Annotated in this window: 22 protein-coding genes; 12 read left to right on the top strand and 10 right to left on the bottom strand. The window is 72.3% G+C overall.

The window, feature by feature from the left end; genetic code table 11:
- Window positions 1-20: 20 nt before the first annotated feature.
- Together ACTMMA_RS05895 and ACTMMA_RS05890 are read left to right on the top strand one after the other, a co-directional pair.
- Window positions 21-1,673: an ABC-F family ATP-binding cassette domain-containing protein gene (locus ACTMMA_RS05895; protein ID WP_441189180.1), complete on the top strand. Its 1,653-nt coding sequence runs from the start codon at window positions 21-23 to the stop codon at window positions 1,671-1,673.
- Between the two features lie 49 nt (window positions 1,674-1,722).
- Window positions 1,723-2,913, top strand: a complete 1,191-nt coding sequence (locus tag ACTMMA_RS05890; protein ID WP_441189179.1) for an MFS transporter — start codon at window positions 1,723-1,725, stop codon at window positions 2,911-2,913.
- Between the two features lie 28 nt (window positions 2,914-2,941).
- On the opposite strand, the gene ACTMMA_RS05885 is transcribed toward ACTMMA_RS05890, so the two are convergent.
- The 4 genes from ACTMMA_RS05885 to ACTMMA_RS05870 all read right to left on the bottom strand — a co-directional run bounded on the left by ACTMMA_RS05885 (window position 2,942) and on the right by ACTMMA_RS05870 (window position 7,237).
- Window positions 2,942-4,171: a multidrug effflux MFS transporter gene (locus tag ACTMMA_RS05885; protein WP_441189178.1), complete on the bottom strand. Its 1,230-nt coding sequence runs from the start codon at window positions 4,169-4,171 to the stop codon at window positions 2,942-2,944.
- A gap of 258 nt (window positions 4,172-4,429) precedes the next feature.
- Window positions 4,430-5,596 (bottom strand): phosphotransferase, encoded by a 1,167-nt coding sequence (locus ACTMMA_RS05880; RefSeq protein WP_441189177.1) that lies wholly within the window; start codon window positions 5,594-5,596, stop codon window positions 4,430-4,432.
- Window positions 5,597-5,672: 76 nt separating this feature from the next.
- Window positions 5,673-6,020 (bottom strand): hypothetical protein, encoded by a 348-nt coding sequence (locus tag ACTMMA_RS05875; RefSeq protein ID WP_441189176.1) that lies wholly within the window; start codon window positions 6,018-6,020, stop codon window positions 5,673-5,675.
- Window positions 6,021-6,139: 119 nt separating this feature from the next.
- The gene (locus ACTMMA_RS05870; RefSeq protein ID WP_441189175.1) at window positions 6,140-7,237 is read right to left on the bottom strand and encodes a GNAT family N-acetyltransferase; all 1,098 of its coding nucleotides are present in this window, start codon (window positions 7,235-7,237) and stop codon (window positions 6,140-6,142) included.
- Window positions 7,238-7,327: 90 nt separating this feature from the next.
- On the opposite strand from ACTMMA_RS05870, the gene ACTMMA_RS05865 reads away from it, so the two are divergent.
- Window positions 7,328-9,067, top strand: a complete 1,740-nt coding sequence (locus ACTMMA_RS05865) for an alpha-amylase family glycosyl hydrolase (protein WP_441189174.1) — start codon at window positions 7,328-7,330, stop codon at window positions 9,065-9,067.
- Between the two features lie 4 nt (window positions 9,068-9,071).
- Here the strand turns inward: ACTMMA_RS05865 and ACTMMA_RS05860 are convergent, their stop codons facing one another.
- A complete protein-coding gene (locus tag ACTMMA_RS05860; RefSeq protein WP_441189173.1) occupies window positions 9,072-9,764 on the bottom strand; it encodes a response regulator transcription factor in 693 nt (230 codons plus the stop codon).
- 150 nt (window positions 9,765-9,914) lie between these two features.
- Here ACTMMA_RS05860 and ACTMMA_RS05855 point away from each other — a divergent pair, with 150 nt between their 5' ends.
- Window positions 9,915-10,781 (top strand): glycosyltransferase family 2 protein, encoded by an 867-nt coding sequence (locus tag ACTMMA_RS05855; protein WP_441189172.1) that lies wholly within the window; start codon window positions 9,915-9,917, stop codon window positions 10,779-10,781.
- 58 nt (window positions 10,782-10,839) lie between these two features.
- Here the strand turns inward: ACTMMA_RS05855 and ACTMMA_RS05850 are convergent, their stop codons facing one another.
- The 4 genes from ACTMMA_RS05850 to ACTMMA_RS05835 are packed head-to-tail and all read right to left on the bottom strand — an operon-like array spanning window position 10,840 to window position 15,591.
- A complete protein-coding gene (locus ACTMMA_RS05850; RefSeq protein ID WP_441189171.1) occupies window positions 10,840-13,680 on the bottom strand; it encodes a multicopper oxidase domain-containing protein in 2,841 nt (946 codons plus the stop codon).
- Window positions 13,673-14,842 carry a DUF8744 domain-containing protein gene (locus ACTMMA_RS05845; protein ID WP_441189170.1) on the bottom strand — a complete coding sequence of 390 codons (1,170 nt, stop codon included), beginning with the start codon at window positions 14,840-14,842 and terminating at the stop codon, window positions 13,673-13,675. Before ACTMMA_RS05845 ends, ACTMMA_RS05850 begins: the two co-directional genes overlap by 8 nt.
- The gene (locus ACTMMA_RS05840) at window positions 14,839-15,276 is read right to left on the bottom strand and encodes a hemerythrin domain-containing protein (protein ID WP_441189169.1); all 438 of its coding nucleotides are present in this window, start codon (window positions 15,274-15,276) and stop codon (window positions 14,839-14,841) included. The genes ACTMMA_RS05845 and ACTMMA_RS05840 overlap by 4 nt, the downstream gene beginning before the upstream one ends.
- A gap of 6 nt (window positions 15,277-15,282) precedes the next feature.
- Entirely contained in the window at window positions 15,283-15,591 is a 309-nt protein-coding gene (locus tag ACTMMA_RS05835; protein ID WP_441189168.1) for a DUF2249 domain-containing protein, read from the bottom strand.
- Window positions 15,592-15,757: 166 nt separating this feature from the next.
- Between ACTMMA_RS05835 and ACTMMA_RS05830 the strand changes: the two genes are divergently transcribed.
- The 8 genes from ACTMMA_RS05830 to ACTMMA_RS05795 all read left to right on the top strand — a co-directional run bounded on the left by ACTMMA_RS05830 (window position 15,758) and on the right by ACTMMA_RS05795 (window position 22,455).
- Entirely contained in the window at window positions 15,758-16,558 is an 801-nt protein-coding gene (locus tag ACTMMA_RS05830) for a helix-turn-helix transcriptional regulator (protein WP_441189167.1), read from the top strand.
- Window positions 16,555-17,028: a cupin domain-containing protein gene (locus ACTMMA_RS05825; protein ID WP_441189166.1), complete on the top strand. Its 474-nt coding sequence runs from the start codon at window positions 16,555-16,557 to the stop codon at window positions 17,026-17,028. Before ACTMMA_RS05830 ends, ACTMMA_RS05825 begins: the two co-directional genes overlap by 4 nt.
- Window positions 17,029-17,046: 18 nt before the next feature.
- Complete coding sequence (locus ACTMMA_RS05820) at window positions 17,047-18,267, top strand: ThiF family adenylyltransferase (RefSeq protein ID WP_441189165.1); 1,221 nt, start codon at window positions 17,047-17,049, stop codon at window positions 18,265-18,267.
- 7 nt (window positions 18,268-18,274) lie between these two features.
- The gene (mobA, locus tag ACTMMA_RS05815) at window positions 18,275-18,982 is read left to right on the top strand and encodes a molybdenum cofactor guanylyltransferase (protein ID WP_441189164.1); all 708 of its coding nucleotides are present in this window, start codon (window positions 18,275-18,277) and stop codon (window positions 18,980-18,982) included.
- 13 nt (window positions 18,983-18,995) lie between these two features.
- Window positions 18,996-19,235, top strand: a complete 240-nt coding sequence (locus ACTMMA_RS05810; RefSeq protein WP_441189163.1) for a MoaD/ThiS family protein — start codon at window positions 18,996-18,998, stop codon at window positions 19,233-19,235.
- Window positions 19,236-19,239: 4 nt separating this feature from the next.
- Window positions 19,240-20,025 carry a formate/nitrite transporter family protein gene (locus ACTMMA_RS05805; RefSeq protein WP_441189162.1) on the top strand — a complete coding sequence of 262 codons (786 nt, stop codon included), beginning with the start codon at window positions 19,240-19,242 and terminating at the stop codon, window positions 20,023-20,025.
- A 132-nt stretch (window positions 20,026-20,157) separates the two neighbouring features.
- Window positions 20,158-20,394 (top strand): heavy-metal-associated domain-containing protein, encoded by a 237-nt coding sequence (locus ACTMMA_RS05800; protein WP_441189161.1) that lies wholly within the window; start codon window positions 20,158-20,160, stop codon window positions 20,392-20,394.
- 42 nt (window positions 20,395-20,436) lie between these two features.
- A complete protein-coding gene (locus ACTMMA_RS05795) occupies window positions 20,437-22,455 on the top strand; it encodes a heavy metal translocating P-type ATPase (RefSeq protein WP_441189160.1) in 2,019 nt (672 codons plus the stop codon).
- Here the strand turns inward: ACTMMA_RS05795 and ACTMMA_RS05790 are convergent.
- Window positions 22,396-23,073 carry a Crp/Fnr family transcriptional regulator gene (locus ACTMMA_RS05790; RefSeq protein WP_441189159.1) on the bottom strand — a complete coding sequence of 226 codons (678 nt, stop codon included), beginning with the start codon at window positions 23,071-23,073 and terminating at the stop codon, window positions 22,396-22,398. The two genes, ACTMMA_RS05795 and ACTMMA_RS05790, sit on opposite strands and share 60 nt — an antisense overlap.
- Between the last annotated feature and the right edge of the window lie 13 nt (window positions 23,074-23,086).

Below are 23,086 nucleotides of genomic sequence, written 5' to 3'. Positions count from 1 at the left end.
TGACGAGCTGAGAGCACGCAATGCCAACTTCACAACCTTTGTCATCGTGCGTGTGGGACGGGGCGCCTCACGGCGCCGCCGCGCACATCCGCGCTGAATCGATCCACATCACCTTCGGGGACCGACCGCTCCTGAACGAGGTGGACGTCACCGTGTCCGTCGGGTCACGCCTGGCGATCGTCGGAGACAACGGCCGGGGGAAGACCACCCTGCTGCACGTTCTGGCCGGCGTCCTGAAGCCGGACTCGGGTGTGGTGAGCCGTCTGGGCTCCCTGGCCCTGGTCAAGCAGGACATGGTCATCGAGGGTGGTCGCACGGTCGGTGACCTGGTCGCCGAGGCAACCGCACCGGCCAGGGCGGCGCTGTCCGCCCTGGACGCGGCGAGCGGTGCACTGGCGGCTGGTCAGGACGCCTCCGATGCCTATTCCGACGCGCTGGAAGCAGCCACTGCGCTGGACGCCTGGGACGCCGAGCGCCGGGTCGACATCGCCCTGGCCGGTCTCAACGCCTGCAGCGACCGCGGTCGGGTCCTGTCGACGTTGTCGGTGGGCCAGCGCTACCGGGTGCGTCTGGCGGTCGCGCTCGGATCGACCCCTGATCTGCTCCTGCTGGACGAGCCGACCAACCATCTGGATGCGGCGGGGCTGTCCTTCCTGACCCAGCAGCTGCAGGGACATGCCGGTGGGGTGGCCCTGGTCAGCCACGACCGGGCGCTCCTGCGCGACGTGGCCACAAGCTTCATCGATCTCGACCCGACCCGGGACGGGCTGCCCCGGATCTACGCCGGCGGCTACCAGGGCTGGGTCGAAGGACGGCTACGGGAGCGGCTCGCGTGGGAGCAGGACCATGCCGCCCAACGTGCCCAGCACGCAGAACTGAAGCGCGCCGCGGCCGAGGCGCGTTCCCGCCTGTCGCAGGGCGGCTGGAGGCCGGACAAGGGCACAGGCAAGCATCAGCGGGCCACGCGCGCTGCCGGCGTGGTCCAGACCTTCAACCGGCGGGTCGAAGACGTGGAGCGTCATGAGATCAGCGTGCCTGCACCCCCCCTGCGCCTGTCCTGGCCCGCATCGTCCACCCGGGCCGGTCTAGCAATCCTGAACGCCTCCGGGCTCACCGTCGATGGACGGCTGGCCACGCCGGTCTCCCTGGACGTGAGCGGTGGTGACCGGTTGATGATCACGGGGCCGAACGGCGCCGGGAAGTCCACGTTGCTGGCGGTTCTCGCCCAACGACTCGCCCCGAGCACGGGACAGCTGAGGGTAGGACCGAAGGCGCGGGTCTCGCTGCTGTCGCAGGAGATCCCCGACTGGGACCACGATCGTCCCGCACACGTCGCCTACGAGACGCACCTGGCACGGATCGGCCGATGCGGCCAGGCTCCCTCGCTCGGCTCTCTCGGACTGCTCGAACCCTCCGCCGCCCGCACCCCGGTGGGGCGGATGTCGCAGGGCCAGCAACGGCGGCTGCATCTGGCCATGTGTCTGGCAGAGGACCCGGACCTGCTGTTGCTGGACGAGCCCACCAACCACCTGTCCTCCAGCCTCGTCGACGACATCACCACCGAGCTCCTGCGCACCTCCTGCGCCGTGGTCGTGGCCACGCACGACCGGCAGATGCTCACCGACCTGGGCCACTGGCCCCAGCTTCGTCTCTCCCCGAAGGACCTGCCATGAACCCGCTCCGTCCCTTGACCATCCTGCCTACCGCTCCCTCTTCGCAGCCATGGTGCTGGCGATCTTCGCCCAAGGAGCATGGGCCCTCTACCTCGCCATGCAGGCTCTCGACCTGGGAGCGTCACCAGCAACCTTGGCCAGCGTGGTTGCCTGGAGCGGCATCGGTCTCCTCGTCGGCTCCCTGCCAGCTGGAGTGGTCGCCGACCGGCTGCCGCACAGATCGATCATGGTGGTCGTGCTCGCCCTGAACCTGACCGTGGCGACCGTGACCTCAACCACCGCCACCACAGGCACGATCAGTTTCGGGATGCTCGGGCTGTCGGCCTTCATCATCGGGGCCTCCACCGCGTTCTTCTTCCCCGCCTACACCGCCCTCGTGCCAGTGCTGGTCAAGGCCGAGGACCTGATGGCCGTCAACGGGCTGGAGGGCGCCACCCGTCCCCTGGTCGGCCAGGCGCTGGCTCCTGCGGTCGTCGGAGCCGTGATCGGCGCGACCATGCCCGCCGCCGGCGGATATGTCATCGCCGCCGCGCTGGGCATGGCGCTCGTCGCCGTGCTGCGGCTACCCCCGCCCGGCCCGGCCGAGACGGAAGTAGGTAGCTCGGCCATCTCGCCGGTCAGGGACCTGATCGACGGCTTCGGCTACGTCGCACGCACCCGCTGGGTCCGCTCCAGCGTCCTGTTCGCCGCCATCATGGGTCTCGCCGTCACCGGGCCGCTGGAGGTTCTCCTGCCCGCCCTCATGCGTGCCTCGCACCACAACGGCCCGGCACTCTACGGAGCCGTCCTCGCGGCCCTCGGCGCCGGTGGACTGGCAGGCTCCCTGATCGCCGGGTCCTGGCGAACGCCGACGCACTTCCTGTCAGCCATGGTCGGCGCCTGGGCCCTCGGCTGCCTGCCCCTGTCCATCCCTGCGGTCACCACCAACCCCTGGGCCATCGGCACGGGACTGTTCTTCTACGGCGCCCTGATCGGCGTCGGGATGGTCATCTGGGGCACCGTCCTGCAGGAGCACGTCCCCCTGGAGATGCTCGGCCGCGTCGCCAGCCTCGACTTCTTCATCTCCATAGCCTTCATGCCCTTGTCCATCGCCCTTACCGGAATCCTCAGCCGCCACCTCAACACCTCCAGCCTCTTCATCGCAGCAGGCCTGGCGCCACTCGCGACCGCCGCCGTCCTCGCAGTCCTGGGTCAGCTTGGAACCCCCGATCAGTTGCGGGCCGAGCAGGAGGCTCCGTGACGCACGACGCCGCGTGGCTCGCGGCCCGTCAGACGGCGGGGCGGGTGGCCCGGCGGTGCCAGACCCAGAAGAGGACGCCGAGCACGGACAGGATGGCGCTGGCCAGGGCCGCGGTGAGCAGCGAGGCGGTGACCAGGGGCGCGACCACGCCGGCGAGCAGGACGTTGAACATGAGCACGATGAAGGCCGACATCGAGGCTGCGGCGCCACGGTGGTGGGGGAACTGGTCGAGCAGGGCCAGCTGCAGCACGGGGAAGAAGACGCCCAGGGCCAGGCCAAGGAGGGTGGGGCCCACGACCGACCAGGGCAGCAGGGGGAGGGCACCCCAGAGGGTGACCGCGGCGGTCAGCGTGACGTTGACGGCGGCCGCTAGGAGCAGGAAGGCCATCGCCCGGTCGACCAGCCAGGTGGTGTCCACCTTCCCGGCCAGACGCCCGGAGAGGAACGACCCGGTGGCCATGCCGCCGATGAGGGGGACGAAGAGGATCCAGAAGTCCTGCTCGCCCAGGTGCAGCAGGTCGACCACGACGATCGGGGCGGACATCACGTAGAACATGTAGGACGCGAAGCTGAGTCCCATCGCCAGGGACAGCCGCTGGAAGCGCCAGGACCGGGCCACCTGCCACAGCCCGGCGAGGACGCTGCCCACCCGCAGGGGGTGCCGGTCCTCGGCGGGCAGGGTCTCGGGCAGGGCCATCAGGGTCGCCGCGGCGACCACCACGCCGTAGCCGGCGATGAACCAGAAGATGAGCGGCCACGGGCCCAGGGCCAGCAGCCAGCCGCCGACGACCGGCGCGATGGCCGGGGCGATCGAGAAGATCACCATGATCTGGCTCATCATGCGCTGGGCCTCGGCGCCGGAGTAGAGATCGCGGACGATGGCCCGGCTGACGATCGTGGCCGCCCCCGCGAAGAAGCCCTGACCGGCGCGGGCGGCCAGCAGCCAGCCCAGGCTCGGGGCGAGGGCGCACGCGATGCTGGCCAGGACGAAGCCGCCGAGTCCCACCAGGAGCACCGGCCGCCGGCCGACCGCGTCGGAGATGGGCCCGTGGAAGATGCTCATCACCGCGAAGGGGATCAGGTAGGCGGTCGTGACCTGCTGCATCGCGGTCGAGTCGACGCCGAACTGCACCCCCATCGAGGCGAAGCCGGGAAAGATGGTGTCGATGGTGAACGGGCCGATCATCGACAGCCCGGCCAGGACCAGGGTGACCAGCCAGCTGGGCGCGGGTGCGCGTCGGGGTGGGCTCTCGGTCACCGCAGCAGCGTAGTCGTCCGTCGGGAAGGTCTCAGATCGTGGCCGACCGGGGCCAGAGTCCCCCTACGGGTTTGCTCGCTGTCAGGAAGCAAACCCGTAGGGCACGGGGGGCGGGGGCACGGGGGGCGGGGGCACGGGGGGCGGGGGCACGGGGGGCGGGGCAAGGGGACGGGGCCAGGGGGGAGGCGGGGGCAAGGGGGAGACGGGGTGACGTCTGCGGTGCTGAGTCGACGGAGGGCAGGGCGTCGGGGTGGTCCGTCAGGTCGATGCCGCAGCACGCCAGGCCCACGCACGGGCCAGGTCGAGGCGGGTCAGGGCAGTCTCGCGGGGCGTGCCGCCCACGAGGCTGAGCAGCACGCCGGCCACCCGGATCCGGAAGGCGCCGGGATGCTCCACCGTCCCCTCGAAGGCCGTGGCCCAGCGGTCGGTGATCTCCGCCCCTCGCGGGTAGTGGCCGGGCGACATGGCTGGCAGCACCGCCAGGTGGGCGATGGCGCAGGCCAGGTCGTCCTCACGAAGACCGGGGCCGACGGTGTCGACGTCGATCATCCGGTCGGGCCGACCGTCCTGGGTGAAGACGTTGGCCTCGTAGAAGTCGCCGTGCGTCGGCACGACGGGGCCCACGGGCAGCGTCCTCGCGAGATCCTGGATTTGCGAGGTAAGGGAGCGGATCTCGGCCTCGTGGTCGGGCAGGGCGGCGACGGCCATGGGCCCGTGGAAGTCGACGCGGTCGGTCCACGACGGGCGGCGGGGCAGGTCGACCACCTCGGCCGGGAGCCGGTCCAGGAGCGCCAGCGCATCGGCCGGTTCGGGCTCGACCGACGACTCGCCCCGCTGCCAGGCCGACAGGGCCACGGCCAGCGAGACGCCGGGCACCATGCCGGTGACGAGGACGCCGGGCTCCGGCGCCGCGATCACCGCCGGGCCCAGCCCGTCGAGCAGCTCGTGGCGGCGGGTCAGCAGCTCGCCCTTGTCCGGCCGGACGACCTTGGTGAAGTAGGTCTGCGACCCACGCCGGGTCCGCAGCACGGCCCGACGGAGTGGGCGGTAGACCAGTACGTCTGTCTGGTCCTCGCCCTCGCCCGGCAGCCAGCCGGCGAGGACCTCCGGGGTGCAGGCGCCGGTCAGGCCGGGGAGGCGTGGATCAGCCGGGTGACGCCATACCTGGATCGTGAGGTCGTCCACCTGGACGCTGGCCTGACCTGCGACCTCGGCCGTGGTGGCGACGATGAACTCGGTGACGCGCTGGTCGCCCTCGCCGTAGGTGACGTGATAGGACGCGGAGGTCTCGGCACCGACGCGGTCGTGGACCTCGTGTACGGCGACGGCGAAGCCCGGGATCTGCATCCCGGGCCGTCCAGTGAGCGCGGTCTGCAGCAGGTCGGCGGCCTGGGGCCCGGTCATCACCCGGACGGCGTCGGTCATGAGGACACTCCATCAAAGGGTGACCCCCGGCGCCACTGGGGCACCGGGGGTCGGTGGTTGGACGGCGGTCGGACGCTCAGTCGCCGGACTCGGCGGACGGGGCGGACTCGGCCGAGTCGGGGGACTGGGCGGAGACCGCGCTGGCCGCGGACTTCGGCGAGGGGGCCGACTTCGCGCTCTTGGCCGACTTCGCAGACGTGGCGCTCTTGGCCGTAGCGGCGGACTTCGCGCTCTTGGCCGAGACGGCCGACTTCGCGGAGACTGCGGTCGGGGCCGAGGTGGCGCTCGCCGGGGCGTTGGTCGTGCTGGTCACGGTGACGCCGTCGGTCGATATCGGGGTGAACGGGTCCGCCTGAGCAGCGAAGCCGCCCAGCGCGACCAGACCCAGCGCTCCGGTCACTGCCCACTTGGTCGAGTTCTTCATGTCCTGCTCCTCGCGGTGGGTGCTGACGTGCTCTTTCCTTTGTGATGACTAGTTCACCAACTGGATGTGAGGGCTCCGTGAGATCACGGTGAGAGTCGTCTCATCTTTGGTCAGACCGATCAGAAGCGCAGCTGCCAGCCGCCCTGGGAGCCGGCCTCGCGGAAGCCCAGCGCCGCGTTGATGGCGAGCATGTGGGCGTTCTCGGCGGCGTTCCAGGTGTGCACCCGCTCGACCTGCGGCAGGTGATCGCGCAGCAGCGCCAGGTTGGCCGCCTTCACGGCCAGACCGAGGCCGTGGCCGCGGTGGTCGCCGTGCACGAGGGTGTCGTCCTGGTCGGCGCTGCGCGGCTGGTCGGGGTGGTGGTCGATCACCGTGTAGGCGACCGGGGCGCCCTCGGCGTCCAGGGCGACCGTGGTCAGCCGCACCGTGCCCATCGCCGCGGCGCGCTCGTCGTCCTCGACCACCGCGGCCTCGTCCCACTGCTCCTCCCCGTAGTCGATCCCGCCGGTCGGGGCGTCCACGCTCATCCGGCCGTAGAGCCGCGCCATCGGCCCGAGCAGCTCGGGCGGGGTGGCGCCGACCCAGGAGCGGATCCGGTATGCGGTGCTCCCGGACTCGGGCGGCAGCGTCGCCTCCGCGACCTCCAGGACGGAGTAGAGCTCGACCTGCTCGAGCACGAACCCGCGCGAGGTGAACCAGCGGGCGCGGTCGTCCTCAGCCACTCGCCCCGTCCCCGTGCCGGGGGACAGCCAGGTGACCGTGTCTGGACCTGCGGCTGCGTCGGCGTCGTCGGGCGCGGGGTGCATCGCCCAGCTCTGCACGCTGGTGCGGCCCGACTCCCGCAGGATCTCCTCGGAGGTCGCCCACAGGGCGTCGTAGACCTGCCCCTCGTCGCTGCCGCTGGTCGGGTCCCAGTTGGGGAAGAAGAAGGCCAGGTGCTGGTTGTCGGTCAGCGGCATCGTCAGGTGGACCGAGCCGATGGCACGCCCGGCCCCGTCCCGGGCGAGCAGCCGGTGGCGGGCCGTCCGCTCCTGCCGCAGCAGCCCGACCGTGACGGCGCGGGCGTCGTGCACGAGGTCCTCGTGCCCGTAGAGCCGGCGGTGGTGCGCCCGCTCGACCTCCACCAGGTCGAGGAGGTCGGCCGAGGGGTCCGCGTCGGGGGAGCCGGGCACGGGGAGCGAGGTGACGGAGAACGGCATACCCCAAGGATCGCTCATCCAGGCATCGGGAGGCGACCCGTTTACCATGGGGTAGCCAAGGGGCGCGGCGCGCCCCTTTCATCGTGTCGACCACCAGGAGAGATTCACGTGAGCGTTGCCGGCATGGGTGCCATCCCCTTCGACGGAGGCGTCGCCTTCCGGGTCTGGGCGCCGAACGCCGCCGAGGTCAAGGTCGTCGGCGACTTCAACGGGTGGGACGACGGCGCGCACCAGCTGCAGCACGAGGGCAACGGCCACTGGTACGGCGAGGTCCGGGGCGCCGAGCACGGGCAGGAGTACAAGTACGTCCTGCGCAACGGCGACGACTGGTTCATGCGCATCGACCCCCGGGCCCAGGCGGTGACCAACTCGGTCGGCAACGGCTGCGTCTACGACCACTCCCGCTTCGACTGGGAGGGCGACGACGCGTTCGTCACCCCCGCCCAGCACGAGCTGGTGATCTACGAGACCCACATCGGCAGCTTCGTGGACAAGCAGGACGGCGGCCCGGCCGACCTGCACGACCTCACCGGCAAGCTGGACTACCTCCAGCAGCTGGGCATCAACGCCGTCGAGCTGATGCCGCTGATGGAGTTCGCCGGCGACTACTCCTGGGGCTACAACCCGGCGCACATCTTCGCGGTGGAGAGCACCTACGGCGGGCCGCATGGGCTCAAGACCTTCGTCAAGGAGGCGCACAAGCGGGGGATCGCGGTCATCGTCGACGTGGTCTACAACCACTTCGGCCCCAGCGACCTGGCGACCTGGCAGTTCGACGGCTGGTCCGAGAACGGCAAGGGCGGGATCTACTTCTACCAGGACCACCGCTCCAGCACCCCGTGGGGCGACACCCGGCCCGACTACGGCCGCGAGGAGGTCCGCTCCTTCATCCTCGACAACGTCCGGATGTGGCTGCGTGACTACCACCTGGACGGCGTCCGCCTCGACATGACGCCCTACATGCGGCACGTGGACGGCTTCTCCGGCGACATCCCCGAGGGCTGGGCGATGATGCGGATGATCGCCGAGATGGTGCGCAGCGAGTTCCCCGGCCGTGTCGTGATCGCCGAGGACCTGCACAACGACGCGGCGGTCACCCAGGTCGGCGACGGCGGTGCGGCGATCCACGCGCAGTGGGACAACCAGTTCGTCCACCCCGTGCGCGAGGCCCTCATCACGCCCGCGGACGAGGAGCGGTCGATCCCCGCGGTCGCCAAGGCGGTCATGCACCAGTACCACCACGCCTTCGACCGGGTGATCTACACCGAGTCCCACGACGAGGTCTCCAACGGCAAGGCGCGGATCACCTCCGAGGTGCGCGGCGACAACCCGACCGGCTGGGACGCCCAGAAGCGCGCCACCCTCGGTGCGGCCCTGGTCCTGACCGCCCCGGGCATGCCGATGCTCTTCCAGGGCCAGGAGTTCCTCGAGGACGAATGGTTCCGCGACACCGTGCCGCTGGACTGGGAGCGGGCCTGGGCCTTCCGCGACATCACCCAGATGTTCCGCGACCTGATCCGGATGCGTCGCAACCTCGACGGCGACACGGCCGGGCTGAGCGGCCCGCACACCACGCTGGTCACCCTGGACGACGACGCCAACGTCATCGCCTACGTCCGCTCCAGCGGCGACGGCCAGCACGTGCTCGTGGCGCTCAACCTGACCGCCCACGCCGTGCAGCGGCGCGTGGACCTGCCGGGCTCGCACTGGAGGGTCCGCTTCAACAGCGACGCCCGCAGCTACAGCCAGCTCTTCGGGGACCACGCCACCCCGGACCTGGACGTGACCGACGGCTCCAGCGTGCTGGACCTCGGCCCCTACTCCTGCGTGATCTACACCCCTGCCTGATCGCTCAGGCGCCGGGGCGCTCCTCCGGCTCCCGGGGCTGCGGGTTGTGCACGCGCATCCGGTCGGGGGTCATGCCGTGCTCCAGGCCCCAGCGCACCGCCTGCGAGCGGCGGGACACCCCGATCTTGCGGTAGGCCGTGCGGATGTAGGTCTTGACCGAGTTGATCGACAGGTAGGTCCGGGTGGCGATGTCGGAGTTGGTCAGGCCCTGGGTGATCAGGGCGAGCACCTCGGCCTCCCGGGCCGACAGCCCCTCCGCCCGGCCGGGCCAGTCGCCGCCGGGGTCGCTGGCCTGCGCGGGTCCTTCCACGGTGGTCGGGGAGATGACGATGTCGCCGCCGGCGATGAGCTCCAGCGCGCGCAGCAGCTCGTCCGCCGGCATCGCCTTGTCCAGATAGCCCCCGCACCCCTTGGCCAGGGCCACCTCGACCAGCTGCGGCTGCATGTTCCAGGTGTAGACGACCACCGTCCCGGCCCGCTCGTTGTCGAGCATGTCGTCGATGTCGCGGTCGTCGGCCTGGGTCTCGGAGAAGGTGTCGTAGAGGGTGATGTCCACCGGCGTCTCGACCTGCTCCTGCACGTCCAGCTCCACGACGGCGACCCGGTCGGGGAAGGGGGCCAGCATCGCGTGGACGCCGCGCACGACGACCTCGTAGTCGTTGGCGATCGCGATCCGGATCGGCTCTGAGGTGGCCATGGCGTCAATCTACGTCCGGGCCCCGGCCCCGGCATGCCGGATCGCCTCACGGCCGCCACGGCCGAGCCCCGGCCGAGCCACGGCCCGGCCGCAAGGAGGTCACCCCAAAGGATGTAGTCGCAGGTCAGGGCCGCTCCTATGGTGCTTGACGTGCCCGGGAACATCGCTGTGCTGACCATGACGCGCCACCATCACGACCAGATCCTGGGCCAGGTGGACGGTCTTTCGGTGGGCTCGGTCCCGCCGGCTCTGCACTGCGTCGTCTCCATGGGTGACCGCGACCTGACCCGTGGGCGTCTGCCCCTGGCCACCGACCGGTGGGAGACCGTCGTGCGCCCCGTGCCCACCGACCGGCGCGCCCTGCCCTACGCCGCCGCCCGCAACCTGGCGGCCAAGGAGGCCATCGAGCGTGGCGCCGAGGTCCTGGTCTTCCTCGACGGCGGCGCGATCCCGGGAGGTCGGACCCTCGAGCGCTACGCCGCGGCAGTGCAGGGGCACAACGGCGCCCAGGTGCGGGAGAGCACGGACGGGCCGATCGTGTGGTGCGGGCCGGTGCTCAACCTGCCGGCCCCCGACAGCATGGCGGTCGGCTATCCCATGGGGCAGCTGCACACCCTCGGGGTCCGCACGCCCGGCACCCCCCAGCTCGACGCGGGCCAGGTGGCCCTGGCCGAGCACGCCGAGCTCTTCCACGGTGCCGCCTTCGCGATGAGCGCCCAGGACTTCACCCTCAGCGGCGGCTTCCACCCCGACTACGCCGGTCACGGGCTCGAGGACGCGGACTTCGCCCAGACCGTCCTCGACGCGGGAGGTGCGCTGGCCTGGCTCGGGGGAGCGACCGCATACCTGCAGCCGACCGATCCCCCCACGAGGGCCGAGGAGGCCCGGATCGCGGTCAACCACGCACGGATCTGGCGTGAGCGGTGGGGCACCGACCCGGCCCACCCGTGGCTGGCCCGCCTCGTCGGCGAGGGTGCGCTGCGCCGCGACCGCGAGGGCGGATTCGAGGCGGCCTGACCGTCCGGCGGCACCGGGGAGCCCGACCCGTCCGACCCGTTCGTCCAAAGCGCCCGGCTCAGTCGGTCACGTGCACGAAGCCGTGCGCGCCCCTCTCGGCGTCGACCATGATGTGGCTGACCAGCGGATAGTGCCCGGCCTCGGGGAAGGTGAGCTCGACGAAGCCACCTTGGGCGGCCTGCAGCCCGAGCGCCTGCGCCCCGCCCTCCTCCGAGCGCGGACCGAGGTGGTAGGCGCCCTCCAGGTAGAGGGTGTCGAACTGCCCGCCGACGATGTGGAAGCTGCTGGGCCGGTTGGGTCCGGCGTCCAGCACCCAGATCCGCACGCGTTCGCCGACCGCGGCCTCGAGCATGTGGTGGTCGTACTGGTTGGCGATCCCGTTGAAGGTGACGAAGCTGGGCCGCTCGGCCAGCACCGCGTCGGCGTCGAGCTCGGCCGGGGCCGCCCCGTCCTGACCGGTGCCCTGCTGGAGATAGACCTCCGACTGGACCAGGACATACTCCCGGTCGACCTCCGGGAAGCCCTCCTCCGGCTCGATGATCACGGCCCCGTGCATGCCGGCGGCGATGTGGGAGGTCATCGGCATCGTGGAGCAGTGGTACATCCAGATGCCTGAGCGCTCCGCCGTGAAGCGGTAGACCAGGGACTCGCCCGGCGCGATCGTGCGCATCGGCTCGTCGGGCGCGAGGGCGCCGGCGTGGAAGTCGATGGAGTGCCCCATCGTCCCGTCGTTGACCAGCGTGATCTCGAAGACGTCACCCACGCGGCCCCGGATCGTCGGGCCGGGCACCGTCCCGTTGAAGGTCCAGCGGGTCTGCGTGATCCCCGGCGCGACCTCGAGCTCGACCTCCTGGGCGGTGAGCGTGAGCTCATGCACCGTCTGCGTGGTCAGCGGGACCAGCACGGGGTCGATCGGCTCCTCGACGCGGGCGTCGGGATCGAGGATCGGGGTCAGGCCGCCGGGGTATTCGGTGCCCCCGCCGGCGGTGCTCCCGTGGCTGGCGTGGGGGTCGCTGGAGGGGTCGGTGCCCGCGGCGGCCCCGTCGGTGGTGGTGCCCTGGCCGCCCTCGCCGCCCGCGACCTGGCCGTCCCCGCCGACGACCTCGACGTCCAGGACCATGCCCATCTGACGGTGGCCCACGATCGTGCACCAGCCCTGGGTCGACTCCCCCACGACGCCGAGGTCGAGGGTGGCGGTCTCGCCGTGCGCCAGTCGTGGGGTGCGCTGTCCCAGGATCTGCAGGTCGTGGATGTTGGTCGGGTCGGCGTTGGTCAGCTCGATGACGAGGCGGTCCCCCCGCGGGATCTGGATCGTCGACGGCTCGAAGCGCATGTCGACCGCGTCGACCTGGACGGTCGTGGTCTGCCCCGTCGGGGCCAGCTCGTCGGCAGCGCTGCCCCCGGCCGAGCCGTTGCCGCCCGTGCCGGTCGAGGTGACGCCTCCGCTGCCGGCCGCGCTCAGCCCGGACAGTCCAGCCGCGGCCGGGTCCAGGCCGATGCCGATCGAGGTGGCCAGGGCCAGGGCGGACAGGGCGGCCACCAGTTGCCCGCCGGACCAGATCGAGGGCAGGTGGTCGGGCTGGCCGTGAGCCAGCCCGGGGGAGGGGGTGGCCCCGGCGGGTCGTTCACCGCGCGCCCGCGCCGCCTCGACCTCACGCTTGGCGACGACGGCCGCCGCGATGCCGCGCAGCATCAGCGGCAGGAAGGCGGCCAGCGCGACGAGCACGAGCACCGAGACGATCACGCGCACCCAGCTGGGGATCGGGAGCAGGCACAGCAGCAGCCCACCGTTGATCGTGACCAGGCGGGCGGTGGCCCAGCGGTCGAACCACGCCTGCCCGGCACGCACCACGGTCTTGCCGCCGCCGAGCACCGACGGGACGAGATAGGAGAGTGCACCCGTGAGCAGCTGGGCCGCGAAGCCGACGACCAGCACGGTCGTGATCCAGCCGTAGCCGACCGTCAGCTCCCCCCAGCTGTCGGTGGTCGTCAGGCGGACCAGCACGAAGCCGATCCCGATCAGCCACCAGACGATGGCCAGCCCCACCGAGGCGGGGGCGAACTCGCGCGGCAGCTTGCTCCGGACCGGGGCGAGGACGGCGCTGGCCCACCACAGGAGCGCGACCGCATACAAGACCAGAGCGGCGAGCGTCAGCCACCGCAGGTCCAGCAGAGCTCCGGCGACGAGGACGACCAGCGCGACGACCAGCCCGGGCAGCGCCTGGGTGGCGCGGGCCTCGGCGCGCGGTCCGATCTGGGTCCGCAGCATCGTGGGCCACAGCGTCAGCAGCGTGCCGCAGACCGTGAGGCCGACCCAGCCCAGGACGTTGATCATCGAGTGTGCGAGCAGGATCCGGCCGTGGGTCGAGTCGTCCAGCCCGAGGGCGAGGGTGGCGCCGAGGGCCGCGCCGACGGGCAGCGCGACCGCGGCGGCCAGGTAGTAGCGGATCGTCACGCGGAGGCGACCGGGCAGCGAGCCGCGCAGACGGCGCCACAGCTGCACGCCGTGCCACAGCACCGCGGCCGAGACCATCGTGGCGCCGACGACGGTCAGCCACCAGGTCGCGGTGGGCACCCCGACGAGCGTGATGGATGTGCCCAGGAAGAGCAGGATGAGGCGGCGCGACTGGATCCGGCGGTCGTCCAGGCCCGGGCCTGTCTTGAGCAGCGCCTGGGAGAAGTGCGTGCTCCACACCATGATCGAGTGCGTGATCGCGCCCAGCAGGACCAGGTGGACCATGAGCCAGCGCGACTCGGCGATGAAGGGATGGGCGATCGCCACGATCACCGCGAGGATCATCCACAGCATCCCGGGCCGGTCGCGCAGCGCCCAGTGACCGCGGGCCACGCCGGCGGGACGGGAGGGGACCGGGGTGGCGGCGGGGGTCGGGTCAGGCATCGCTCTTCTTCGTCAGGGTGGGGGTGGGCTCATGTCGTCGGGGGTGCGTGTTGCCCCGGGCGGGGGCAGTCGCAGGTATGGGGTGCCGGCGGCGTCGGGTGGCGGCCACGACCGCGGCGGTGATCGAGGTCAGCAGGAAGACCAGGATGGCAGCCACGTTGCCGTAGAGGGCGCCCGACCACACGTCCAGCCGCCCGAGGGCGACCGCCAGCACGCGGACGGTCAGGGTCAGGTGAAGGACGAGGAGGGCGAGATACATCCACGGCGAGTAGGGCAGCCGGACGCGCAGCACGGCCGGCAGGATCACCGGCGCGTGGGCCAGGATCATCGACATCGCGAAGCCCAGGAAGGTCGCGTGGACGACGATGTCGTAGGTGCCTCCGGTCGGCCGACCCATCCCGATCATGCCGATCGCCGCGACGAGCAGCCAGGCGTAGCCCAGGAGCAGCGCCGCTGCGGAGAAGCGAGGGAGGCCCTTGGCGCGCACCAGCCGACGGGCCACGTCGTGCCTGAGCAGCCACAGGGTCAGGCCGAGCAGGACCAGGCCCAGCAGCCGCCAGCCGACGTCCGGCCAGAGGACCTCTGCGAGTGCGGCGGCGGTCACGCCCGCGGCCCACCAGGTGAGGAGCGCGTCGGAGCCGCGCGGCATCGCCAGCCGGGCCAGCTCGACGCGCTCGGCGCCGATGGTGAGGACCACGAAGGAGATCAGCAGCGCGATCACGTCAGGGACCGGCAGGCGGGTGAGCAGGACCGCCGCGCAGGTGCCGAGCGATGCTCCGAGCAGCTGGACCGCGACGGTGAGGTCGTGGTTGCGGCGCAGCAGCACCGCATACACGGCGACGAAGAGGAGGAAGCCCTGGATGAGGAGCAGACGGCCCAGGAGGGGGTCGGGCAGCGCCACCAGGGCGAGGGCACCCAGCCCGATGAGGCCGGGTGCGAGCAGCCCCCACGGCCGGCGCAGCGCGACCGCACGCTCCAGGGAGATGACGGTGCCGAGGAATCCCAGCACCATGAGGGGGCCGTGGAGGACGGCCAGCCGCGTGCTGCCCGCGGGGGCGGGAAGGCCGGCGAGGGTGAGAGCCGCGTCCATGCCCGCCAGGAGGGCGAGGCCGCCGGGCAGGAGCAGGAGCGGCGCGAGGCGCAGGGGGTGGCGCGCACTCATCGCGCGGCAGGGGTCTGCTCGTCGACCTCGTCCCAGTCCGGTCCGTCCAGCGCGATGGCGGCCGCGGGGAAGAGGCCGTTGTCCTCGCGCTCGATGTGGTGGCGCAGGTCGTGCATGAACTCCTCGAAGCGCCCGTGGTCCCCGGCCCGGATCGCCGCGAGCTGGGCGTCGAGGCTGGTGTGCTCGCCGCAGAGGCTGTCGATGTGCTCGGTGAACTGCTCCTGACGGCGCATGACGCTGAACAGCCCGACCTCCTCGGCCCGGGTGTGGGGGTGCAGGAGCTCGCCGACGCGGTCCGCGGCGGCCACCACGGCGGCGGCGTCACTGTCGCTGCACGCCCGGCCCAGGGCGCCTGCGGCGTTGATGATCTCGGTGTGCTCGGCCATGAAGCGGCCGATCGCCTCGATCGACTCGCAGCCGCAGTAGGTGCACACGCCGGGTCAGGCGACGCGGGTGAAGCGCAGGGTCCAGGCCTCGGGGCCGCGCTCCACGTAGTCCCAGGAGACGGCCTCGCCCTCACGCTCGCGGACCTGGGCCAGCAGCGGCAGCGGGTCGTGCGGGGCGATGAGGTCCATCTGCTCACCGGCGCGCAGGCCCGATAGGGCGCCGAAGATCGTGGCGTGCCGGATGGCGTGGGAGATGGCGCGGGCGTCCAGCGCGGGCACGGCGTCGTCGTGGCCGCCGCAGGCGCACCCGCCCTGCGGACGCTCGGTGAGGGGGAGCTCGGTGCGGGTGGTGGAGTCGGTCATGGCGGGCCTTTCGTAGCGGGCGGGTGCGTGGTGCTTCGACTAATATAAACTATTAAACGGAGAGTCGTGACGGGGTCTTCCGCGCCGGGCGGGAGTCCGTCCGCGGCGGCCGACGAGACCGTCCTCGGTGGGTGAGATCATCGAGGGAGGGACGAGAGGAGTCCAGGTGAGCAGCCCCCGCCCGTGGCACGGCCTGCCCGACGCAGCCGCGCTGCTGTCTTCGCCCGTGCGTCGTGCGCTGGTGGACGAGCTGGCCGCTCTGGACCCGCAGGGTCGCGGCCTCGGGCTCACGGCGGCCGAGCTGGGCGACCGGCTCCAGCTGCACCCCACCACGATCCGCTTCCACGTCGATCGGCTCGTGTCGGGTGGCGTCCTGGAGTCCCACTTCGCGCGGGGCGGCGGGGTCGGGCGGCCGAGCAAGCGCTACACCCTGCGGGAGGTGCCGCTGGAGGAGACCGCGGCCACCGTCGACCAGGGTGCGGACGCGCCCTTCGGGATGCTGGCAGGTGTCCTGGCCTCCGCCTTGTCGGTCCAGGAGGCGGCGCCGCTGACGCCCGAGCAGGCTGGAGTGCGCTGGGTCGAGAGGCGGGTCGGCGAGGGGCGGGTCGCCGCGGACGACGCCTCCCCGGTCGACCAGGTGGTCGAGCTGCTGGGGGACTGGGGCTACACGCCCGAGACCGGGTCGGTCGAGGAGGGTGCGGCTGCCGACGACGACGGCTCGGGCGACGGTTCGGGGGAGGCCGTCGGGACGCCGGTGGGGTCCTCCGACATCCTGCTGCGCGACTGCCCCTTCATCGAGCTGGCCCACACCCACCCCGACGTGGTCTGCGGGATGCACCGCGGGCTGCTGCGGGGGGCGCTCGACGCCGTCGGCCTGCCGGACGCGCAGGTGAGCCTTCAGCCTTTCGCCGGGCCGGACTTCTGCCGCGCCCGCATCACCGGCATCCCCCACGGAGAGAGCACGTGACCAGCGACAGCCCCATCAGCGAGCGGCCCACCGACGACCCCACCGGGCACCCCGTCTTCGGCGACCTCGGCCTGACGCCCGCCGCCCCCGACCCCGTCGAGAAGGCGGGGCAGGAGGGAGAGGTGCGGCACCGCATACCGGAGCCGGAGGTCGTCGACCTGACCGAGCTCGGGGCCGAGCTCCTGGAGCGGGCCCGGGCCGGTGGCACCGGGCGGGCGGTGCGCGCCGTCGTGCGCCAGCCGGGCCAGAGCCTCATCCTGCTGGCGCTCCCCGCCGGCGGTGGGCTGCCCGACCACGACGCGCCCGGCCCGGCCTCGCTGCTGTGCCTGTCGGGCGAGGTCGTCCTGGCCGCCGGTGGACGGGAGTGGCCGCTGACCGCGGGGAGGGCCGTCCTGATCCCGCAGGAGCGCCACGAGGTGCGGGCCGCGGTCGACAGCCTCTGCGTCCTGACCGTCTCGCTGCCGCGCTGACCGCGTAACCTCAGCCCTGTGCGTCCCGTCCGTGCCCCGCTGCCGCCCCTGGTCGATCCAGGGCCGGAGCTGAGCGCCGCCCAGATGTCGCGCTACTCGCGGCACCTGCTGGTGCCGGGGATGGGCATCGAGGCGCAGCGCCGGCTGCTCGCGGCCCGGGTCGCCGTGGTCGGCGCGGGCGGGCTGGGCAGCCCGATCGTGGCCTACCTGGCGGCCGCCGGGGTCGGGCACCTGTCGATCATCGACGACGACGTGGTCGACTCCACCAACCTGCAGCGACAGGTCATGCACACCACGGCGGGCATCGGCCGTCGCAAGGTGGACTCGGCGGCCGACTTCGCCCGCGGGGTCAACCCGGACGTCGAGGTGACCGTCCGGCACGTGCGCATCACGCCGGAGAACGCCGAGGAGCTGCTCGCCGGCCACGACCTCGTGCTCGACGGCGCCGACAACTTCCCCACGCGGTATGCGGTGTCCGACGCCGCGCGCGCACTCCGGATCCCGGTCGTCTGGGCCGCCGTGCTGCGCTTCGACGCGCAGATCTCCACCTTCGTGCCCGACGTCGAGGACGCCGTGTCCCTGCGCGACCTCTTCCCGCTGCCGCCGCGACCGGAGGACGTGCCCTCCTGCGCCGAGGCGGGGGTGCTCGGTGCCCTGGTGGGACAGGTCGGGTCGATCATGGCGGCCGAGGCGGTCAAGCTGATCTGCGGCTTTGGCGAGCCGCTGGTCGGGCGGGTGCTGCTCGTCGACGCACTCAGCCAGCGCACCCGTGAGGTGCCGCTGCGCCCGGTGGGGGCGATCGTGGCCTCGGTCGAGCGTGAGCCTGTGCGGGACGTCGTCCCGTTGGCCGAGGTGGGGGTGCACGAGGTCGCGGCCATGGTCGCGGCGGAAGCGTCGGACGTCGCGGAGGCGCAGGACGGGGCGGATGCGCAGGACGGGGCCTACGCGCAGGGTGCGCCGGTGCTGCTCGACGTTCGCGAGCCGGGCGAGCATGCCATGGGCACCGTCCCTGGCGCGGTGACCGTGCCGGTCGGCGAGGTGCTGTCCTGGGACGACCTCGACGGTCACCTGGACGGTCGGCTGGGTCAGGGCCCCGTGATCGTCTACTGCAAGGCCGGCCCCCGCGCGCAGCGGGCGGCGGCGCACCTGGTCAAGATCGGTCATCCCGACGTGCGGGTGATGATCGGGGGGATCCTGGCCTGGATCAAGGACATCGACCCCACCATGCCGAGCTACTGAGGTCACCGTGGCCGAAAAGACATCGCCCCCCGGCGCCGCGCCGTCGCGCACGACGTCGCGCGGCGTCCCAGGACGGGACGCGACCCGGGCCCAGGCCCCAGCGGTCGACCTGGTGGTGCTGGCCGGCGGCCGGGCCACCCGGCTCGACGGCCAGGACAAGGCCGCCCTGGTCGTCGGCGGGTCCAGCCTGCTCGACCGGCTCCTGGCACAGGTCGGGCCGGGCGCCCCTGGCGAGCTGGGTGGCCGCGTGGTCGTCGTCGGCCGGACCCCCGTGCCCGCCGGGGTCCTGCGCACCGTGGAGGACCCTCCCGGAGGTGGGCCGGTGGCCGGCGTCGTGGCCGGTCTGGACCTGCTCGACCGGGCCTCCTCCCACGAGTGGGTCGCCGTGGCCGCCGTGGACCAGCCGGAAGCGGGGCGGGCCCTGGCGCCCCTGCGCCAGGAGCTCGGCGTCGTCCCCAGGGCGGTCCAGGCCGTGCGGCCCTGGGGGAGCGGGTTCGAGGAGCAGTGGCTGCTGGCGTGCTACCGCCGCGAGGCCCTGCGCGAGGCCCTGCGGTCGCTGCCGCAGGTGGACGGCGCCCGGATGCGGGACGTCGCGGCCGCGCTGCGCTGGATGCTGGTGCTCAGCCCCGCCGACCACCTCGGTGACCTCGACACCTGGGCCGACAAGGAGGCGTGGGAGCGGCGTCTGGATGGAGACGCGGCCGGGCCGGTCTGAGAGACTGGCCGGCATGGCGACCGTCAGATACTTCGCGGCAGCCGCCGAGGCGGCCGGCACCGAGAGCGAGCACGTCCCCGCCGAGGCGCTCGGCACCCTCCTGGACCAGCTCGTCGCCCTGCACGGCCCGGCGCTGGAGCGGGTGCTGGAGCGCAGCTCGATCCTCCACGAGGGGCAGTACGTCTCCGACCCGCAGACCCCGCTGGCCCACGACGCCGTGCTCGACGTGCTCCCGCCCTTCGCCGGAGGCTGAGCCGATGGCGGACGACCAGGGCCTCCCGCACCCGGACGAGGTCGAGGATGAGGTCGTCGACGCCCTCGGGGAGGCGCACACCTCCGGGCTGGAGCGGCTCAACCGGTCCTGGCGGGCGCTGATCACCACCGGCTTCCTCGGCGGGGTGGAGATCGGGCTCGGCGTCCTGGCCTACATGCTCACGCTGCACGAGACGGGCAGCCACCTGCTGTCCGCGCTCGCCTTCTCGATCGGCTTCATCACGCTCTACCTCGCCCACTCCGAGCTGTTCACCGAGGGCTTCTTCTACCCGGTGATGGCGGTCTTCGGCACCGACGCCACCGTCGGTCAGCTCCTGCGCCTGTGGTCGGTCACCCTGGTGGCCAACCTGCTCGGCGGGCTCGTGGTGATCGCCCTCGTCGTCACCGGCCTGCCCGAGCTGGTCCCGACCATCGGGGAGTCCGCGCACCACTTCACCGACCCACCGTTCGGCTGGCGGACCGTCTGCCTGTCCCTGCTGGGCGGCGCCGCGATCACCCTGATGACCCGGATGCAGGCGGGGGCCAAGAGCGAGATCGCCACCATCGTGGCGGCCGTCTGCGGGGCCTTCCTGCTCGCCGGGCCCATGCTCTTCCACTCGGTCCTGGACTCGATCATCATCTTCGGTGCGCTGGTCGCCGGGGTCGAGGGCGTCACGATCGGCGGCTGGCTCGGCTTCTTCTGGTATGCCGTGATCTTCAACATCCTCGGGGGCGTGCTGCTCGTCTCGATCCCGAGGCAGGTGCGGGGCTCGGAGGCCCTGGAGGACTAGCCGTCCCCGCGTGGTCGGGACCGTTCGTCCGGACTTGATCTGCGTCAAGGAAGCGCTGGCCCAGATTTCCTAACGTCGTGGTATCAGGCCCCACCAGGGGGCAGGACACCCCGACCGAGAGGACATCTCGCCATGAGCACCACCACCAGCACCACGAAGACGATCCTGCGCGCCGAGGGCTTCTCCTGCCCCTCCTGCGTGGCCAAGATCGAGAAGCAGGTCGGCCGCCTCGACGGCGTCGACGCCGTGAAGGTCCACTTCGCCAGCTCCCGCGTCGAGGTCGACCACGACCCGGCCCGCGCCTCCGTCGACGACCTGGTCGGCGCGATCAAGAAGGCGGGCTACACCGCCCGGCCCGCGGCCTTCTGAATAGCCGGCACACCGCATACCCGAGAAAGGAAGAAAGACACCATGACCTCGCTCCAGAGCTGGATGTCCGGCCGGTGGGCCGTGCCGGGCATCGCCGGCCTGCTGATCCTGGCCTCCTTCACGGCCGAGCGTGCCCTCGGGCAGCAGTTCTGGGGCGAGGTCCTGATGCTCGCCGCGGCGGCCGTCGCCGGCACCCCCGTCCTGATCAAGGCCTGGCGCGCGCTGACCGCCAAGGTGATCGGCATCGACCTGCTGGTCTCGGTCGCCGTGATCGGGGCGGTGCTGATCCAGAACTACTGGGAGGCCGCAGCGGTGACCTTCCTCTTCGCGGTCGGGCACGCGCTCGAGGACGCCACCCTGACCAGGACCCGGTCCGCGCTGGCCGAGCTCATCGCCGTCGCCCCCGACGTGGCGGTGGTGCTGCGCGACGGCCAGCAGGTCGAGGTCGCGGCCCACGAGGTCGTCACCGGCGAGACCGTCCTGGTCAAGAACGGCGCCAAGGTCCCCGTCGACGGCATCGTCATCGGCGGCACGGGCGCGCTGGACGAGGCCTCCATCACCGGCGAGTCGATCCCGGTCGAGAAGCTCGAGGGCGACAAGGTCTTCGCCGGCACCATCTCCACCGGGGGCTTCCTGCAGGTGCGGGCGACCGGCGTCGGCGCCGACACCACCCTGGCGCGGATCATCCACCGGGTCGAGGAGGCCCAGGACGCCAGGGCGCGGACGCAAGCCTTCATGGACCGCTTCTCGGCGTGGTACACCCCCGCCATCATCGTCCTCGCGGTCGTCCTCGGGCTGATCACGCGGGACGTCGTGCTGGCGCTGACCCTGCTCGTGATCGCCTGCCCCGGAGCGCTCGTCATCTCCATCCCCGTCTCGATCGTGGCCGGCATCGGTCGCGGCGCCAAGGACGGCATCCTGATCAAGGGAGGCGAGTTCCTGGAGACCTCGGCCAGGATCGACGCGGTCGCGCTCGACAAGACCGGCACGATCACCCAGGGGCGTCCGCGGCTGACCGACGTCGTGGCCCTGGACGCGGACCTGGACGAGGACGAGGTGCTGCGCCTGGCGGCGCGGGCCGAGGCCGGCTCCGAGCACCCGCTTGCCCGACCTGTGGTCGAGGCGGCCTCCGAGCGGGGTATGCGGCAGCTCGGCCTCCCCGAGCACACCGAGCCGGTGCCGGGCAAGGGGATCGTCGCCGTGCTGGAGGGTCGACGGGTGGCCGTGGGCAACCTGGCGCTGATCGACCTCGAGCGTGCGGGTCACGAGGCGTTGCGCGAGCAGGCGGAAGCGGTCGTGGCCGATCTGGCGACCCGGGGTCGGACCCCGATGGTCGTGGCCGTGGACGGCCGGCCGGTCGGCGTCGTCGCCGTCGCCGACACCATCCGCCCCGACGCTCCCGAGATGGTCCGTCGCCTCCACGCCGCGGGCGTGAAGAAGGTCGTCATGCTCACCGGCGACGTGGAGCAGGTGGCCCGGGCGGTCGGTGAGACCGTCGGCATCGACGAGGTGCGCGCCGGCCTGCTGCCCGAGGACAAACTCGAGGCCGTGGCCGACCTGCAGCGGCAGGGCTGGACCGTGGCGATGGTCGGCGACGGCGTCAACGACGCCCCCGCCCTGGCGACCGCCGACATCGGCGTGGCCATGGGTGCGGCCGGCACGGGAGTCGCGATCGAGACGGCCGACATCGCGCTGATGCGGGACGACCTGCTCACGCTGCCCCGGGCGATCTCGCTGGCGCGGCGCACCGTCCGCACCATGCGGCAGAACATCGCGATCGCGCTCGTGACCGTGGCGACGCTGATGCTCGGGGTGGTCTTCGGCGGCGTGACCATGGCGATCGGGATGCTCGTCCACGAGGCCTCGGTGCTCGTGGTGATCCTCAACGCGATGCGGCTGCTGCGGAAGCGGCAGGAGGCCGCGGTGGAGGGTGGTGTCGGGTCTTCGACGGGGTCCGGCGCGGAGGCCGTCGCCGAGCCCGGCGCGGAGCCGGGCGCTCCCTCAGCCGGCGCCGACCGTGCCGCCGTCCGCGAGCGTGGCGAGGGCGTCCAGGTCGGCTAGGCCGATCCGCCGCCCCCGCCCGGGCACGATCAGCCCCGAGTCGCTCAGCCGTCGCAACTGACGGCTGAGCGACTCCGGCGTGGTGTCGAGCAGCGAGGCGACGTCCTTCTTGGCCAGGGGGAGCTCGACCTCGACCATGCCGTCGCCGTGCCTGGCCTCCAGGCCCAGCAGATAGTCGGCCACCCGGGCGGGCAGCTCGGCCGAGACCGTGGCCGCGAGACGTTGCTCGGTCTCCTCCAGGCGTCGGCTCATCCCCTGGAGCATCCGCAGCGCCACGCTGGGGTGCTCCTCGATGAGCCGGCCGAGGTCGGCGTGGCGGAAGACGCACATGCTGCCGGCCTCGAGAGCGGTCGCGAAGTGGTCCGCGCGGGCGCCGGTGAGGAAGGCCGTCTCCCCGACGAACTCACCCGGACCCAGCACCCGGACGATCTGCTCGTGCCCCTCGGGGCTGATCCGGGAGATCTTGACCCGCCCCGTGTGCACGAACATGAGCTGGGCCGTCGCTGAGCCGGCGCCGTAGATCACCTCGTCGCGCGCGACCCGGGTGGGGCGGGCGACGGTGGCGACCTCCAGCTGCTCGCCGTGGGACAGGCCCTGGAAGAGCGGGACGGCCGCCACGCACAAGTCGTCG

The sequence above is a fragment of the Ornithinimicrobium panacihumi genome (genome assembly GCF_052073805.1).
Lineage (GTDB): Bacteria > Actinomycetota > Actinomycetes > Actinomycetales > Dermatophilaceae > Ornithinicoccus > Ornithinicoccus panacihumi.
This window is presented reverse-complemented; position numbering and strand designations above follow the sequence as displayed.

Coding starts and splice junctions, on each gene's coding strand:
- ACTMMA_RS05845 (WP_441189170.1), bottom strand. CDS start 14,842: ATGAGTGCGCGCCACCCCCTGCGCCTCGCGCCGCTCCTGCTCCTGCCC.
- ACTMMA_RS05850 (WP_441189171.1), bottom strand. CDS start 13,680: ATGCCTGACCCGACCCCCGCCGCCACCCCGGTCCCCTCCCGTCCCGCC.
- ACTMMA_RS05860 (WP_441189173.1), bottom strand. CDS start 9,764: ATGGCCACCTCAGAGCCGATCCGGATCGCGATCGCCAACGACTACGAG.
- ACTMMA_RS05835 (WP_441189168.1), bottom strand. CDS start 15,591: ATGACCGACTCCACCACCCGCACCGAGCTCCCCCTCACCGAGCGTCCG.
- ACTMMA_RS05800 (WP_441189161.1), top strand. CDS start 20,158: ATGAGCACCACCACCAGCACCACGAAGACGATCCTGCGCGCCGAGGGC.
- ACTMMA_RS05895 (WP_441189180.1), top strand. CDS start 21: ATGCCAACTTCACAACCTTTGTCATCGTGCGTGTGGGACGGGGCGCCT.
- ACTMMA_RS05890 (WP_441189179.1), top strand. CDS start 1,723: ATGGTGCTGGCGATCTTCGCCCAAGGAGCATGGGCCCTCTACCTCGCC.
- ACTMMA_RS05795 (WP_441189160.1), top strand. CDS start 20,437: ATGACCTCGCTCCAGAGCTGGATGTCCGGCCGGTGGGCCGTGCCGGGC.
- ACTMMA_RS05870 (WP_441189175.1), bottom strand. CDS start 7,237: ATGAGCGATCCTTGGGGTATGCCGTTCTCCGTCACCTCGCTCCCCGTG.
- ACTMMA_RS05875 (WP_441189176.1), bottom strand. CDS start 6,020: ATGAAGAACTCGACCAAGTGGGCAGTGACCGGAGCGCTGGGTCTGGTC.
- ACTMMA_RS05810 (WP_441189163.1), top strand. CDS start 18,996: ATGGCGACCGTCAGATACTTCGCGGCAGCCGCCGAGGCGGCCGGCACC.
- ACTMMA_RS05805 (WP_441189162.1), top strand. CDS start 19,240: ATGGCGGACGACCAGGGCCTCCCGCACCCGGACGAGGTCGAGGATGAG.
- ACTMMA_RS05880 (WP_441189177.1), bottom strand. CDS start 5,596: ATGACCGACGCCGTCCGGGTGATGACCGGGCCCCAGGCCGCCGACCTG.